At 69.8% G+C, this 14,647-nt stretch carries 9 protein-coding genes and 2 pseudogenes; 5 read left to right on the forward strand and 6 right to left on the reverse strand.

Annotation, left to right across the window (positions count from 1 at the left end):
- The first annotated feature begins 66 nt into the window (after positions 1-66).
- Together OOK07_RS41425 and OOK07_RS41430 are read left to right on the forward strand one after the other, a co-directional pair.
- A complete protein-coding gene (locus OOK07_RS41425; RefSeq protein WP_266801727.1) occupies positions 67-2,868 on the forward strand; it encodes an RICIN domain-containing protein in 2,802 nt (933 codons plus the stop codon).
- Positions 2,869-3,115: 247 nt separating this feature from the next.
- A complete protein-coding gene (locus OOK07_RS41430) occupies positions 3,116-4,342 on the forward strand; it encodes an IS110 family RNA-guided transposase (protein ID WP_266801861.1) in 1,227 nt (408 codons plus the stop codon).
- Positions 4,343-4,972: 630 nt separating this feature from the next.
- On the opposite strand, the pseudogene OOK07_RS41435 reads toward OOK07_RS41430, so the two are convergent.
- The 6 genes and pseudogenes from OOK07_RS41435 to OOK07_RS41460 all read right to left on the reverse strand — a co-directional run bounded on the left by OOK07_RS41435 (position 4,973) and on the right by OOK07_RS41460 (position 9,875).
- Positions 4,973-5,711, reverse strand: a pseudogene (locus OOK07_RS41435) ((Fe-S)-binding protein).
- 77 nt (positions 5,712-5,788) lie between these two features.
- A pseudogene (locus OOK07_RS41440) lies at positions 5,789-5,875 on the reverse strand (L-rhamnose mutarotase); the annotation flags it as partial.
- A 49-nt stretch (positions 5,876-5,924) separates the two neighbouring features.
- A complete protein-coding gene (locus OOK07_RS41445) occupies positions 5,925-6,920 on the reverse strand; it encodes an aldo/keto reductase (protein WP_266801728.1) in 996 nt (331 codons plus the stop codon).
- A complete protein-coding gene (locus tag OOK07_RS41450) occupies positions 6,917-7,675 on the reverse strand; it encodes an SDR family NAD(P)-dependent oxidoreductase (protein WP_266801729.1) in 759 nt (252 codons plus the stop codon). Before OOK07_RS41450 ends, OOK07_RS41445 begins: the two co-directional genes overlap by 4 nt.
- Positions 7,672-9,009 (reverse strand): L-fuconate dehydratase, encoded by a 1,338-nt coding sequence (locus OOK07_RS41455; protein WP_266801730.1) that lies wholly within the window; start codon positions 9,007-9,009, stop codon positions 7,672-7,674. The genes OOK07_RS41450 and OOK07_RS41455 overlap by 4 nt, the downstream gene beginning before the upstream one ends.
- Before the next feature lie 14 nt (positions 9,010-9,023).
- Positions 9,024-9,875, reverse strand: coding sequence for a fumarylacetoacetate hydrolase family protein (locus tag OOK07_RS41460; protein ID WP_266801731.1), 852 nt, complete (start codon positions 9,873-9,875; stop codon positions 9,024-9,026).
- Positions 9,876-10,735: 860 nt separating this feature from the next.
- Here OOK07_RS41460 and OOK07_RS41465 point away from each other — a divergent pair.
- From OOK07_RS41465 to OOK07_RS41475, 3 genes are all read left to right on the forward strand, one after another.
- Positions 10,736-11,785, forward strand: a complete 1,050-nt coding sequence (locus tag OOK07_RS41465; protein WP_266801732.1) for a sugar ABC transporter substrate-binding protein — start codon at positions 10,736-10,738, stop codon at positions 11,783-11,785.
- Positions 11,786-11,920: 135 nt separating this feature from the next.
- A complete protein-coding gene (locus OOK07_RS41470) occupies positions 11,921-13,534 on the forward strand; it encodes a sugar ABC transporter ATP-binding protein (RefSeq protein ID WP_266801733.1) in 1,614 nt (537 codons plus the stop codon).
- Between the two features lie 2 nt (positions 13,535-13,536).
- Complete coding sequence (locus tag OOK07_RS41475) at positions 13,537-14,580, forward strand: ABC transporter permease (RefSeq protein ID WP_266801734.1); 1,044 nt, start codon at positions 13,537-13,539, stop codon at positions 14,578-14,580.
- Positions 14,581-14,647 lie beyond the last annotated feature (67 nt).

Raw genomic sequence — 14,647 nt, forward strand, 5'->3', positions numbered from 1 at the left:
TCGACATACATCCTATCTATCGCTCTCCTGTTACCCGCCGCTGTTCACCGCAAGGAAGCCGCAACCATGGCTGTTCTCCGAAGAAGTACCGCATCGGGCGCCGTCGGCGTGCTGGCTCTGGCCGCTGCCCTCATCATCGCTCCGCCCGGGCCGGCCGCCCACGCCGCCGCCGGCACCACCGCCTGGCAGTCGGGCCAGTTCAACGTCGACACCCCGAACCTGGTGCGCCGCTCGAACGTGGTGCTCGGCAGGCCCAACAACGATCAGTCGCAGTTCATGCCGCTCGGCAACGGAACGCTCGGCGCGGCCGTCTGGGCGGCGGGCGGCTTCACCGCACAGCTGAACCGGTCGGACACGATGCCCGACCGGAAGTCGCCCGGATGGCTGACCATCCCGGGACTCGCCAAGCTCACCAGTGCACCCGACTACACCGCCCACCTGGACCTGTACGACGGCACGTTCACCGAGTCCGGCGGCGGCTTGACGGCGACCGTGTACGTCCGCGCCGACAAGGACGAGATGGTCGTCGACGTCACCGGCGCCGAGCCCAACACCACCCAGACCGCGCAGTTGGCCCTGTGGTCCGGCCGCTCTCCGCAGGCGCAGGCATCCGGCTCGACCGGCACGCTCGCCGAGACCTGGACGGACAGCTCCGAAGCGGGGGCCACCGGCGACACCTTCGGCTCGCTCGGCGCCGTTACCGCCGGCGGAACGGGCGTCACCGCCTCCGTCGTCGACTCCAAGACCGTGAAGGTGTCTTTCAAACCGAAATCCGACGGCAGCTTCCGGGTCGTCGCTGCCGCCCCCCACTGGACCGGAGGGAACGCCCAGTCCACCGCCACAACCCTGCTCGGCTCGGACGCGACGAGCGGCTCCTCGACCCTTCAGTCGGGGCACCTGTCCTGGTGGCACTCGTTCTGGAACCACATCGGCCTGATCAAGTACTCCTCCTCGGACGGCAGCGCCGACTACCTGGAGAGCCTGCGCTCCCTCGACCTGTACGACGCGGCGGCCGAGAGCCGGGACACCTACCCGGGCTCTCAGGCGGGGGTCGCCGACCTGTTCTCCCCCTACCAGGACAGCCACAGGTGGGACCCGGGTGCCTGGTGGCACTGGAACACCCGCATGCAGGTCCAGGCAAACCTCTCCGCCGGCGCCTTCGACCTCAACGCCCCCTACTTCCGCCTCTACCGCGACAACCTGAGCAACATCCAGGCCTGGACCAAGGCCCGCATGGGCAACCGTGCGGGCATCTGCGTCCCGGAGACGATGCGCTTCAACGGCGCCGGCTACGAGAACGGAAGCAATTACGTTGCGCTGAACTGTGACTCCGGGTCCGGCCCCACCTGGAACGCCCGCACCATCAGCACCGGCGCAGAGGTCGGCCTGTGGGTGTGGCAGCAGTACCTGATGACCCGCGACCAGTCCTTCCTGAGCGCCAACTACCCGCTGATGGCCGAGGCCGCCCGGTTCCTGCTGGCCTACTCGACCACCGGCGCGGACGGCAACCTGCACACCTTCCCGTCCAACGCACACGAGACGCAGTGGGACGTCCACGACCCGACCACCGACATCGCGGCGATGCAGGCCCTGTTCCCCGCCACTGTCCAGGCGGCACAGACCCTCGGGCAGGACGCCGACCTCGTCACCCAGCTGAACGCCGCGATCCCCAAGATCCGTCCGTTCGCCCGCACCGACGCCTCGACGCAGTCCCAAGTGCTCACCCCCGCCGACGATGCAGCCGGCAACGACGTCATCGCACCCTCCTACGACCCCACCGCCACGAAGCACAACAGTGAGAACATCGGCCTGGAGCCGGTGTGGCCCTACAACCTGATCGGCGACTCGGGCAACATGTCCGACCTGGCCAAACGCACGTACACCAACCGCCCCAACAAGCTGGCCAACGACTGGAGCAACGACCCGATCCAGGCCGCCCGCCTCGGCCTGGGCGACGAGGTCGCGTCCACCCTGACCGCACTGACCAAGAAGTACCAGAAACTCCCGTCGGGCCTGGCTACCTTCGTGGGCAGCGAGCCCTACGGCGAGCAGCTGGGCGTGGCCTCCGCCGCGCTCGGCGAGGCGCTGATCCAGGACTACGACGGACTGCTGCGCATCGCCCCCGCCCTGCCGTCCGGCTGGGACGCGGACGGCACGGTGTACGTCCAGGGCGGTCACAGGGTCTCCGTCCAGGTGCACGGCGGCACGATCACCACGGTCGGCATCAACGCCGGATCCACGGGCACCATGAACGTCCGCAATCCTTGGCCGGGCCATCAGGTCCAGGTCGTCGACGGCGGCGACGAGAGCACCGTGGTGGTCGCCGCGACCTCCGCCGCGCAGATCTCGATCCCCGTCACCAACGGCCACTCCTACCTGGTGCAGCAGCCGTCCGACCCGGTCAGCGCCCGCACCGTCGTCTCGGTGACCGGCACCCCGGCCACCCAGATGCGCACGCTCGGGTCGGCCTCGATCGGCCTGCCCGCCACCAGCAAGCTCGTCAGCGCCGCTTCCGGCCGCTGCCTGGACGACCCGGGCGCCAGCACCACGGCCGGTACCCAGGTCGACATCTGGGACTGCGACGGCGGAGCGAACCAGCAGTGGACCTACACCTCGGGCAGGGCCCTGACCACCAAGGGGCTGTGCCTGGACGCCTACCAAAGCGGCAAGACACCGGGCACGAAGGTCATCCTGTGGAACTGCTCGGGCAGCTCCAACCAGCAGTGGACACCCCAACCGGACGGCACCGTAAAGAGCGTTCAGTCGGCCCTGTGCCTGGACGTCACCAACGGCGCCACCACCAACGGCACCCTGATGGAGCTGTGGAACTGCAGCGCCTCCGCCAACCAGCGGTGGACCACCAGCTGATCGCCTAATGGGAGCTACGGAGCCGGGGAATGCTCGGGTCCGTAGCCGCCAGCAGGTGAGCGCTACCGACGCCGGAAGCATTCGACTTCTGAGGTCAGACCGTGCCCCTGCTGGTCGGCCGGGAGGCCAGACCGTTGATGGGGTGGCGTGCCCGCCGGGCAGTGGGGCGTGAGCACTGGATCCATTAGGCCGCGTGCCGTGCCTTCCGCAGGCTGCATGGAGCAAAGCACCTGACCAGGAGGACGAGTTGCTGCTGATCGGCGATGACTGGGCCGAAGACCACCACGACGTCGAGGTCCAGGACGAGGCAGGCCGAAAACTCGCCGCGGCGAGGCTGCCCGAGGGCGTGGAGGGAATCGCGAAGCTGCACGAGCTCCTGGCCAAGCACGGCGGCGAGGGCCTGGATGCCGCCGACGTGGTGGTGGGGATCGAGACCGACCGCGGCTCCTGGGTGCAGGCCCTGATCGCCTCCGGCTACCAGGTCTATGCCATCAACCCGCGGCAGGTCGCCCGGTTCAAGGAACGCTATGCCTCCTCCGGCGCCAAGAGCGACAGGGGCGACGCGCACGCGCTGGCGGACATGGTCCGCATCGACCGGGCCCAGCTGCGGCCGGTGGCCGGGGACAGCGAGCAGGCGCAGGCCGTCAAGGTCGTCGCCCGCGCCCACCAGACCTTGATCTGGGAACGCGTTCGCACGTTCCAGCGGCTGCGCAGCACGCTGCGCGAGTACTTCCCCGCCGCCCTGGCCGCCTACGCGGACCTCACCCTGACCAGCACGGACGCCCTGGAACTGCTGATCAAGGCCCCTACCCCGGCGGCCGGGGCGAAGTTGACCCGTGCCCAGATCACCGCCGTTCTGGCCCGTGCCCGCCGGCGCAACCGGGACGCGAAAGCGGCCACGATCCAGGCCGCGCTGCGCGAACGGCAGCTGGGCCTGCCCGAGCCGGTCACGACCGCCTACGCGGCCACCGTCACCGCTCACGCGAAGCTGCTGATCGCCCTGAACGAGCAGATAGCCGACCTGGAAGGGCAGGTGAGGGCCCATTTTCTCAAGCACCCAGACGCTGAGATCTACCTCTCGATGCCCGGCATCGCGGAGATCACCGGCGCCCGGGTGCTCGCCGAGTTCGGGGACGACCCCACCCGCTACGCGTCCGCCAAAGCCCGCAAGAACTACGCCGGCACCAGCCCCATCACCCGGGCCTCCGGCAAGAGCCATACCGTCCAGGCCCGCTACGTCCGCAACAACCGGCTCGCCGATGCGTTGCAGACCCAGGCGTTCTCCGCCCTGCGCGCCTCGCCCGGCGCCCGCCACTACTACGACAAACAACGCGCCCGCGAGGCCGGTTACAACCCGGCCCTGCGGCAGCTCGGCAACCGCCTCGTCGGCATCCTCCACGGATGCCTCAAGACCCGAACCCTCTACGACGAAGCGACCGCCTGGTCGCACCACGCCCACACCCCTGCCGCTTGACACCAAACGACATGGGGTGTCTGACCAGTCGCCGCCCGCGGCCCCGCCTGCACCAGCAGGCGGGGCCGCGGGCGGCAGGTGTCTCGGCTAACAAGGCGCTGGCCGCCGTCCGAGCACCGGTCGAGCCCGGCTTCGCGCAGCTGAAGAACGGGCGCGTGCTCGGCACGGTACGTCCCGACCCGATGTGGGCGACCGCCATGGTTTGGGCCCTGATGGTCCTGACGAACCGTGCCGGGCCGCCAGGAAGATCACGACCTGTCTCGTGTTCTTCGAGAGGACCCCCTGCTGCGCCCCACCCGCGTCGTCCTGCCTGTCGGCGACGCCCTGGCGGCCCTGCCCGTGGGGGACATCGGTTGGCCGTGAAACGGTGCACCACTGCTGCGGGTCAACCTCGCGGGCGAGGCTCAAGGACATGCCGCACACGGCGTGGATTCGGCGCAGCGACATCGGATGTATCAACCGGCACCGCGGTCGGCCGCGAACAACTCCAGGACCTCCGCCACTCGGCCGCCTGTCCGTGAAGACGCCGTGTCCGTCGCTACGGGGCACCAGGCCGGGTGTCGGCGAGCGCGGCGCGCGCCGCCTCGGGGAAGGCAAGGGTGCCGAGCCATACGACGTTGTCGGCGCCGCTCACAATACGTTCCCTTCCTTGGAGGCCAGGATCTCGGCCAGGTGCATCGTGCCGACACCGGTACGCAGCCGGGACAGGCCGCCGCCGATGTGCGTCAGGCAGGAGTTGTCGCCCGCGCACAGGAACTCTGCGCCGGTGTCCTGCACATGGCGCATCTTCTCGGCCAGCATGGCGTTCGACACGTCGGAGTTCTTCAGGGCGAAGGTGCCGCCGAAGCCGCAGCAGGACTCCGCGTCGGGCAGCTCGACGAGGTCGATGCCCTTCACGGCGCGCAGCAGCCTGAGCGGCCGGTCGCCCACCCGGAGCATGCGCAGCGAGTGGCAGGTCGGGTGATAGGTGACCCGGTGGGGGAAGTAGGCGCCGACGTCCGTGACGCCGAGGACGTCTACGAGGAGTTCCGACAGCTCGTACACGGTCGGGACCACGTGCTCGACCGCCTCGGTGAGGGCGGCGTCCCCGTACTGCGGGGCCACAACTCGGTGGTGGTCACGCACCATGCCCGCGCAGAACCCGGAGGGGGCGACGACGGCGTCGTAGCCGGCGAAGACCTCGGCGAAGCGGCGCACCATGGGCAAGGTCTCGGGTCGGTAGCCGGTGTTGAAGTGCATCTGGCCGCAGCAGGTCTGATCCTGGGGGAACTCCACGGTGTGGCCCAGGCGTTCCAGCAGTTCGGTCACCGCGACCGGTGCTGGGAAACATCATGTCGTTGAAGCAGGTGATGAAGAGGGCTATGCGCATGGGGTTTCCTGGGACGGGTCTGGGGGCGCGGGGGCATCCGAGGGGCGAGCTCGCCGGATGCGACGGGCGGCCTGCCGGGTGAGTTCCTCGGACACATCGCGGTGCGCGGCTTCGTACTCCGCGATGCGGTCGGCGCGGATCCTGGTGTCCAGGGCGACCCTCATGACGGCTCCCTCGACGGCATGGCTGCCGCGATCAGTGCGGCTTGCCCGGTCAACGTGGCTGAGGGACGGGGGTGCCCTGGTCCAGCAGACCCTCGGCGCGCAGCTCGTCCCACAGGGCGTGCGGGATGGGGCGTCGCAGCTGTTCCACCGTGTCGCGCACCTCCTGCGGCGACCGCGCGCCGGTCAGGACGCTCGCGACCGCGGGATGGCCGAACGGGAAGCGCAGCGCGGCGGCGTGCAGGGGCACGCCGTGGCGTTCGGAGACCGCCAGCAGCCGCAGTGCCCGGTCGAGCACCGGCTGCGGAGCGGGTGCGTAGTCGTAGGCGGCGCCGGGCCGGGGCGCGATGAGCAGTCCCGAGTTGAACACCCCGCCGATGACGACGCTACGGCCGCGTGCGGCTGCCTCCGGGAGCAGTTCGGTGAGCCCGTCCTGTTCGAGGAGGGTGTAGCGGCCGGCCAGCAGCACCACATCGATGTCGGTCTCGCGTACGAACCGGGCGGGCAGCGCCGACTGGTTCATCCCGACGCCGATCGCCCCGATCACGCCTTCGCCGCGTAGCCGCTCCAGCGCCGGGTACGCCTCGCTCAGTGCCTGCTCGGCGTGATCGTCCGGATCGTGCAGGAGAGCCACGTCGACGCGGTCGACGCCGAGACGCTCCAGGCTCGCCTCCAAGGAGCGCAGCACCCCGTCGGCACTGAAGTCCCAGACCCGGCGGTGGGTGGCCGAGACGGCGAAACCATGGGCGAGGTCGTCACGGGCGTCGCCGCCCTCCGGGTCCGGCACGAGGAGCCGGCCCACCTTGGTGGAGAGGGTGTAGGCGTCGCGGGGGCGGTGGCGGAGCGCCGCGCCGAGCCGCCGTTCCGACAGGCCGAGACCGTAGTGGGGTGCGGTGTCGAACGTGCGGATGCCGGCGTCCCAGGCCGCGTCCACCGTGGCATGGGCGGTCTCGTGGGCGACCGGGTGGTAGAGGTTGCCGAGGGCGGCACAGCCCAGCGCCAGCTCCGAGACCGGTATCGCGCTGCCGCCCAGCCCGACGGTCCTCACGACCGGTCCGCCGGGCGCAGCCGCAACCCCTGCATACCGCCGTCCACCGCGAGCGCGGTGCCGGTGACGGACGCCGCGGCCGGGCTCGCCAGGTAGACGATGGCCGCGGCGACCTCGTCCGCGGTGACCAGGCGCCCCATGGGCTGCCGGGCGTCGAGGGCGGCGCGTTCGGCGTCGGGGTCGTCCGCGGCGGCGAGGAGCCGGGAGACCCACGGCGTGTCGGCGGTGCCCGGGTTGACACAGTTGACGCGGATGCCCTCGCGTACGTGGTCCGCTGCCATGGCGAGGGTCAGGGAGAGAACGGCTCCCTTGCTGGCGCAGTACAGGGCGCGCTGCGGGAGGCCCGCCGTGGCACCGATGGAGCAGGTGTTGACGACCGCCGCGTGGGACGAGCGCCGCAGATGGGGCAGGGCGGCCCGGGTGACGCGCACGATGCCGAGGACGTTGACGTCCAGGACCCGGTGCCAGTCTTCGTCGGGGTTGTCCTCGATGGTGCCGATGGCGCCGATGCCCGCGTTGTTGACGAGGATGTCCAGGCCCCCGAGCCGCTCTGCGGCCTGTTCCACGGCAGCGCGCACCGAGGTGTCGTCCGTGACGTCGGCCCGGAGGCCGAGCAGCGGTTCGCGGACGGCGTCCGGATCGAGGTCGAGCACGGCCACCGCCGCGCCCCGCCCCGCCAGCGCGCGGGCCGTGGCGAGCCCGATGCCGGAAGCACCTCCCGTGACGACGGCTCTGAGTCCTGACAGATCGGTCATGCCGCCCCTCCCTGGACAGCGCGGTCGTTCACCCAGAACGTGCCGTCCGGGTAGGTGTACTCGGCGATGGACTCCGCCCGCATGGCGGCGGAGAACCCGGGGGTGAGCGGCGCGGTGTAGTGGCCGTCGCGCATCACGACGGGCGCGGTGAAGTGGTCGTGGAGGTGGTCGACGAACTCGATGACGCGGTTCTCGGTTGTGCCGGACAGCGTCAGGTAGTCGAACATCGACAGGTGCTGCACCAGCTCGCACAGGCCCACGCCGCCGGCGTGCGGGCACACCGGCACGCCGAACTTGGCCGCCAGGAGCAGGATCGCGAGGTTCTCGTTGACGCCCCCGACGCGGGCCGCGTCGATCTGGAGGACGTCGAGGGCGTCGGCCTGGAGGAGTTGCTTGAAGACGATGCGGTTCTGCACGTGTTCACCGGTGGCCACCTTCACGGGGCCGATCGCCCGCCGTACGGTCGCGTGTCCGAGGATGTCGTCCGGGCTGGTCGGCTCCTCGATCCAGTACGGGTCGAACTCGGTGAGCGCCTTCGTCCACTCGATGGCCTCGTCCACGTTCCAGCGCTGGTTGGCGTCGATGGCGATGCGGATGCGGTCGCCGACGGCCGCTCGGGCGGTGCGCATCCGCCGGATGTCGTCGTTCAGGTCGGCGCCGACCTTGAGCTTGATCTGGGTGAAGCCGTCGGCGACGGCCTGCTTCGCGAGCCGGGTGAGTTTCTCGTCGGAGTAGCCGAGCCAGCCGGGGGATGTCGTGTAGCCGGGGTAGCCGCGCTCCAGCAGGACCGCCTCTCGCTCGGCGAGGCCCGTCCGGCCGTCGCGCAGGAGGGTGAGGGCGTCCTCGGGGGTGAGGGCGTCGGCGATGTAGCGGAAGTCGACCTGGGAGACCAGCCATTCGGGGTCGGCGTGGGCGAGCAGCTGCCAGAGCGGCTTGTCCTCGCGCTTGGCTGCGAGATCCCACACGGCGTTGACCACCGCGCCGATCGCCATGTGCATCACGCCCTTCTCGGGGCCGAGCCAGCGTAGTTGGCTGTCGCCGATCAGGTCGCGGCTGATTGAGCCGGGGTCGGCACACAGTTCCCGGACGTCACGGCCCACGAGATGGGGCCGCAGCGCCTCGATCGCGGCGACCTGGACGTCGTTGCCGCGGCCGATGGTGAAGGTGAAGCCATGGCCTTCGTGTCCGTCTCCGGCGTCGGTGCGCAGCACGACGTAGGCGGCGGAGTAGTCGGGATCCGGGTTCATCGCGTCGGAGCCGTCCAGTTCCCGCGAGGTGGGGAAGCGGATGTCGTAGGTGTCGACGGCGGTGATCCGTACGGGTGTCGCAGTCAAGGGGGTGCTGCCTTTCACGCTTGGGCGAAGGTCTGGCGCTGCAGGCCGAGGCCGTCGACGGAGAGCTCGACGGTGTCGCCGGGGCGCAGGAAGGGAGTGCCGGGGAGGCCGAGGGCCACGCCCGCGGGCGTACCGGTGTTGATCACGTCACCGGGCTCCAGGACCATGTACTGGCTCAGGTACGACACGATGTGGTCGACCGGGAAGACCATGTCGCTCGTGTGGCCGTCCTGCCGCTTCACGCCGTTGACGCTCAGGTGCAGGCCGAGGTTCTGCGGGTCGCCGACCTCGTCGGCGGTCACCAGCCAGGGTCCGAGCGGGTTGAAGGTCTCGCAGGATTTGCCCAGGTCCCACTGCGGCGAGTACTCCAGCTGGAATTCCCGCTCCGAGACGTCATGGCTGATCGCATAGCCCGCGATCACGGCCCGCGCGGCTTCCGGACCGTCGAGGTAGCGGGCCCGGCGACCGATGACGACCGCCAGCTCGACCTCCCAGTCGGTCTTCACGGAGCCGCGGGGGATCAGCACCTCGTCGTACGGTCCGACCACCGTGCCCGGGTCCTTCATGAACACCACCGGCCGCGCGGGGATCGCCGCGCCCGTCTCGGCGGCGTGGTCGCGGTAGTTGAGACCGACGCAGATGACCTTGCCGGGGCGCGTGACGGGCGCGCCCACCCGCAGGCCGTCCTGTTCGAGCTCGGGCAGTTCTCCGGCAGCGACGGCCGCACGGGCCCGGTCGACTCCCCCGGAGGCGAGGAAAACGCCGTCGATGTCCGGAGTCACGGAGGACAGGTCCAGCAGCCGGCCGTCGTCAGTGCGGACGGCAGGCCGCTCCTCGCCGGGCGCGCCGACTCGTAGCAGTTTCACTGGGTGAGCTCCCTTGCCATGCGGGATTCGTCTGGGGGTGGTCGGCCTTGGAGCCGGAGCCGCCTGTGTGTGATGGACCGGCCCGTTCCGGCTCTCGCGCATCCACCTTGACAGCCATCGGATGTATGGCTGCACAGTGACCATAGATGCGGAGATCCGCACCTGACAAGAATTCCTCGGATGTATTTCCTCGGCTTGGTCGGTCGAGCGCTCACGTGGCCAGATCTCCTGAGGTCAAGCATGGCCACGGAGCCGATACGCGCCACGCCATCCGATGAATCCAGAATAAGGCCAGAGGGCGTTCCGCCCCTGATGGAACCGTGGCCAGCGGGCATGCCACCGGCTCCTCCGGCTGACACGCCCCCCTTGAGGCGCCCCCGCCTGCCTCGCCCCCACCGGCTCAGACCGCCACGTTGCCGAATCGTGAGGTGCCACAGCGCATCGCCCGTCCTGTACGGAGGCCACGAATGTGCAGCTCACCAGGGGTCAGCGTGACCTGACGAGGCCGGAGAGGCGACTTCCTCGGCCCGGAAACCCATGTTCCGTAAATCTCTGGCGGCGAACTCTTGTCAACCTCGGCAACGTCGTCGTAACGTCCTCAACGCCCCGAGAAACATCGGAGGAATAGTCGCATCGCCCCGTGCGGCTGTTCGGCTCGCATCCGTGCGCCGCTCGCCTTCGCATCCTCGGTCCCCCTGACTCACGCTCACCTCCGACCCAGCTGGGCATGATCCGCGCTCTTCGGCTCCGGATCGGCACCTTCCATCCGGCGCGACCTCGCCCGTCCCCCGCAGGCAGGTTCGTGCCCTCCCACCCTCGCCCTGCGGCCCTGTGCCCCTGGCTAAGGAGAGAACACGGCCATGAAGCTCGCTCGCATCCGCTCCACCGCTGCAGCCGCCACCACCGTTCTCGCGGTACTGGCCCTCGCCACCGCATGCAACCGCGAAAGCACCGCCGCGGCCTCCTCGGGCGGCGGCAAGCCCGCCATCGGTATCGACTTGCCGCGCTCCGACTCCGACTTCTGGAACTCCTACGCGCAGTACATCGACAAGGACGTCAAGTCCGACGGCATCAGGGCGCTGCCGGTCAGCAACTCCCAGAACGACGTCACCAAGCTCGTCGCCAACGTGCAGGTGTTCCAGAACACTGGCGCCAAGGCCGTCGTCATGGCCCCGCAGGACACCGGTGCCATCACCTCCACGCTCGGCACCCTCGCGGCGAAGAAGATCTCCGTGGTCAGCGTCGACACCCGGCCCGACAAGGGTGAGGTCTACATGGTGGTGCGCGCCGACAACAGGGCGTACGGCACCAAGGCCTGCGAGTTCCTCGGCAAGCAGCTGAACGGCAAGGGCAAGGTCGCCGAGCTCCAGGGAGCGCTGGACTCCATCAACGGACGTGACCGCTCCGAGGCGTTCGCCGCCTGCATGAAGGAGAAGTTCCCGAAGATCAAGGTCTTCGAGCTGCCCACCGACTGGAAGGGCGATGTCGCCTCAGCCAAGCTGCAGAGCCTGCTCGCCCAGCACCCGGACCTGAACGGCATCTACATGCAGGCGGGCGGCGTCTTCCTGCAGCCGACCCTGGCCCTGCTGGAGCAGAAGGGCCTGCTCAAGCCTGCCGGGCAGAAGGGCCACATCAGCATCGTCTCCAACGACGGCATCCCGCAGGAGTTCGACGCCATCCGCAAGGGCCAGATCGACGCCACCATCTCCCAGCCCGCCGACCTCTACGCCAAGTACGCGCTGTACTACGCCCAGGCCGCAGCCGAGGGCAAGACCTTCAAGCCGGGCAAGACCGACCACGACTCCACCATCATCAAGCTGCCCAACGGCCTGGAGGACCAACTGCCCGCGCCCCTGGTCACCAAGGACACCGTCGACGACAAGACCCTGTGGGGCAACAACGTCGGCTGACGACCGACAGCGACCGCCCGCCGCGTCGGGGAAACGGAGGTTTCCCGTCCCTGATGCGCAGCCCGCCGCACCCCGCCCGGGTGCACACCCACGCCCCCTCGGCCCAGCCTCCGCACACGAAGGACGGTATCCACCATGGCGGACACCGCGACCACGCCGCCGACCGGCCCCGGCACCCCGGCCCCGGTGGCCGAGGCGACCGGCATCAGCAAACGATTCGGCGCGACCGTCGCACTGCGCGACGCTCGTATCACCGTCGCTCCGGGGGAGTCGCACGCCCTGGTCGGACGCAACGGCGCCGGCAAGTCGACACTTGTGTCCGTCCTCACCGGCCTCCAGCAGCCCGACACCGGAGCCCTGCGCTTCTCCGGCGAGCCGGCGCCCGCCTTCGGTGACATCGACGCCTGGCGCTCCCGGGTCGCCTGTGTGTATCAGCGTTCCACCGTCATCGGTGACCTGACCGTCGCCGAGAACCTCTTCCTGAACCGGCAGAGCACCGGGGTGGTGCAGCCCATCCGCTGGAAGCAACTGCGCCGACGAGCCGAGGAGTTGCTCGCCGAGTACGGCGTGGCCGTCAACCCCACCGCGCGGGCCAAGGACCTCACCGTCGAACAGCGGCAGTTCGTCGAGATCGCCCGGGCCCTGTCCTTCGGCGCCCGCTTCATCATCCTCGACGAGCCGACCGCCAAACTCGACGCCCGCGGCATCGACCGGCTCTTCGACAAGCTCCGCGACCTCCAGCGCCAGGGTGTCGCCTTCCTGTTCATCTCCCACCACCTGCAAGAGGTCTACGACCTCTGCACCACGGTCACGGTCTACCGCGACGCGGGCCACATCCTCACCGCACCCGTCGCCGAACTCGGTCACCAGGCATTGGTGGAGGCGATGACGGGCGAGTCGGCCTCCAAGGTCGCCGCCACCGCCGGCGAGCGTCCCGCCCCACGGTCCGACTCCGCAGAACTCCTGGCGATCGACGGCCTGACACTGCCCGGTGTCTGCGAGGACATCTCCCTCTCGGTCGGCTCCGGCGAGGTCGTCGGGCTGGCCGGCGCCACGGCGAGCGGCAATGTGCAGGTGGGTGAGGCCATCGCCGGTCTGCACCGCGCCAAGGAAGGACGCATCACGGTCGGCGCCAGGACCGTACGCACCGGCAGCGTGCCCTCCGCCCTCGCCGCCGGAGTCGGTCTGGTCCCCGAGGACCGCCACCTCCAGGGGCTGGTCAACAACCGCAGCGTGGGGGAGAACGCGACGCTGACCGTCACCGACCAGCTCGGCCCGTTCGGCACCGTGCTGCCCGCCCGTACCAAGGCGTTCGCCGGACGCATGATCCGGGACCTCGACATCAAGACGCCGGGAGCCGCCACCCCGGTCTCCGCCCTCTCCGGCGGCAACCAGCAGAAGGTCGTCGTCGCCCGCGCCCTGGCCACCGACCCGCGCGTGCTGGTGGCCATCCGCCCCACCAACGGCGTGGACGTCAAGTCCAAGGAGTTCCTCCTGAACCGCATCCGGCAGGTCGCGGACGTCGGCAGGGCCGCGCTGATCGTCTCCGACGAACTGGACGACCTCAAGGTCTGCGACCGGGTCGTCGTCATGTTCCACGGACGCGTGGTCGCCGAGTTCGACCACGGCTGGAGGGACGAGGACCTCGTCGCCGCCATCGAGGGAGTCTCCGGCCAGGCGACCCCCGTCACCACGTTCCCCGAATCCGTCGTACCCGCCTCATCCGGCGCAGACGAGCACGGAAGGTAGTCATGTCCGCCACCACTGATCTCACCGAGCCCACAGTGAGCCCGGCCGAGCCGGCCGCCGCGGACGCCAGGCGCCGCCGGGTCGACCTCGGGCGCTTCCGTGAACTGTCCCTGGTCCCGGCGATCCTCGTCCTGGGCCTGATCGGGTTCATCGTCTCGCCGGCCTTCCTCACCTCCGACAACCTCATCGGCGTGCTCCAGCAGTCCACCGAACTCAGCCTGTTGGTCCTCGCCACGGCCTTCATCCTGATCAGCGGACGGATGGACCTGTCGCTCGAGTCCACCATCGGCGTGGCCCCTGTCATCGCAGTGTGGCTCGTCCTGCCGACCAGTGGCGGACGGTTCAACGGACTCGGTCTCCTCCCCGAGTGGACGGCGGTTCCGCTCTGTCTGCTGGTCGGCGCCATCATCGGCGCCGTCAACGGCTTCCTCATCCTCAAGCTGCGCCTCAATGGCTTCATCGTCACCCTCGGCGCGCTGACCATGCTCCGCGGGCTGCAGGTCGCCCTCTCCGAGGGCCAGTCCATCGTGGAGCTGCCCTCCTCCTTCACCTACCTGGGCAAGGCGTCCTGGCTGGGCATGCCCGCCGCCGTCTGGGTGTGCACGCTGCTCTTCGCCATCGGCGGCAGCGCCCTGGCATGGCTCCGGCACGGCCGGGCTCTGTACGCGATCGGCGGCAACGCGGAGGCGGCCCGCACCGCCGGCATCCGCGTCGACCGCATCGTGTGGACCGTCCTCATCCTCGGCAGCGTCCTCGCCGCCTTCGCGGGAATCCTCTACAGCGGCCACTACGGCTCCATCTCGGCCACCCAGGGCAGCGGCTGGATCTTCCAGGTCTTCGCCGCGACCGTCATCGGCGGCGTCAGCCTCAACGGAGGCAAGGGCTCGGTGTTCGGCGCCCTCACCGGCGTCCTCACCCTTCAACTGGTCGTGAACGTCATGACCCTGGCGGGCGTACCTCCGCTGTGGAACCAGTTCCTCAACGGCGCCATCATCATCGTCGCCCTGATCATCTCCCGCTTCGCCTCCGGGGAGAAGCAGGAATAGCCACGTCCCGCACGCGGCTCTGCCGGCCCCCGAGCCTGGCCCGGCAGGGCCGCCGCCCCGCTCACCC

Source organism: Streptomyces sp. NBC_00078 (assembly GCF_026343335.1).
In the GTDB taxonomy this organism is placed as follows: domain Bacteria; phylum Actinomycetota; class Actinomycetes; order Streptomycetales; family Streptomycetaceae; genus Streptomyces.

Bases quoted from the DNA above. Each gene is read 5' to 3' on its own strand.
- OOK07_RS41425 (WP_266801727.1), top strand. From the start codon at position 67: ATGGCTGTTCTCCGAAGAAGTACCGCATCGGGCGCCGTCGGCGTGCTG.
- OOK07_RS41450 (WP_266801729.1), bottom strand. From the start codon at position 7,675: ATGACCGATCTGTCAGGACTCAGAGCCGTCGTCACGGGAGGTGCTTCC.
- OOK07_RS41465 (WP_266801732.1), top strand. From the start codon at position 10,736: ATGAAGCTCGCTCGCATCCGCTCCACCGCTGCAGCCGCCACCACCGTT.
- OOK07_RS41470 (WP_266801733.1), top strand. From the start codon at position 11,921: ATGGCGGACACCGCGACCACGCCGCCGACCGGCCCCGGCACCCCGGCC.
- OOK07_RS41475 (WP_266801734.1), top strand. From the start codon at position 13,537: ATGTCCGCCACCACTGATCTCACCGAGCCCACAGTGAGCCCGGCCGAG.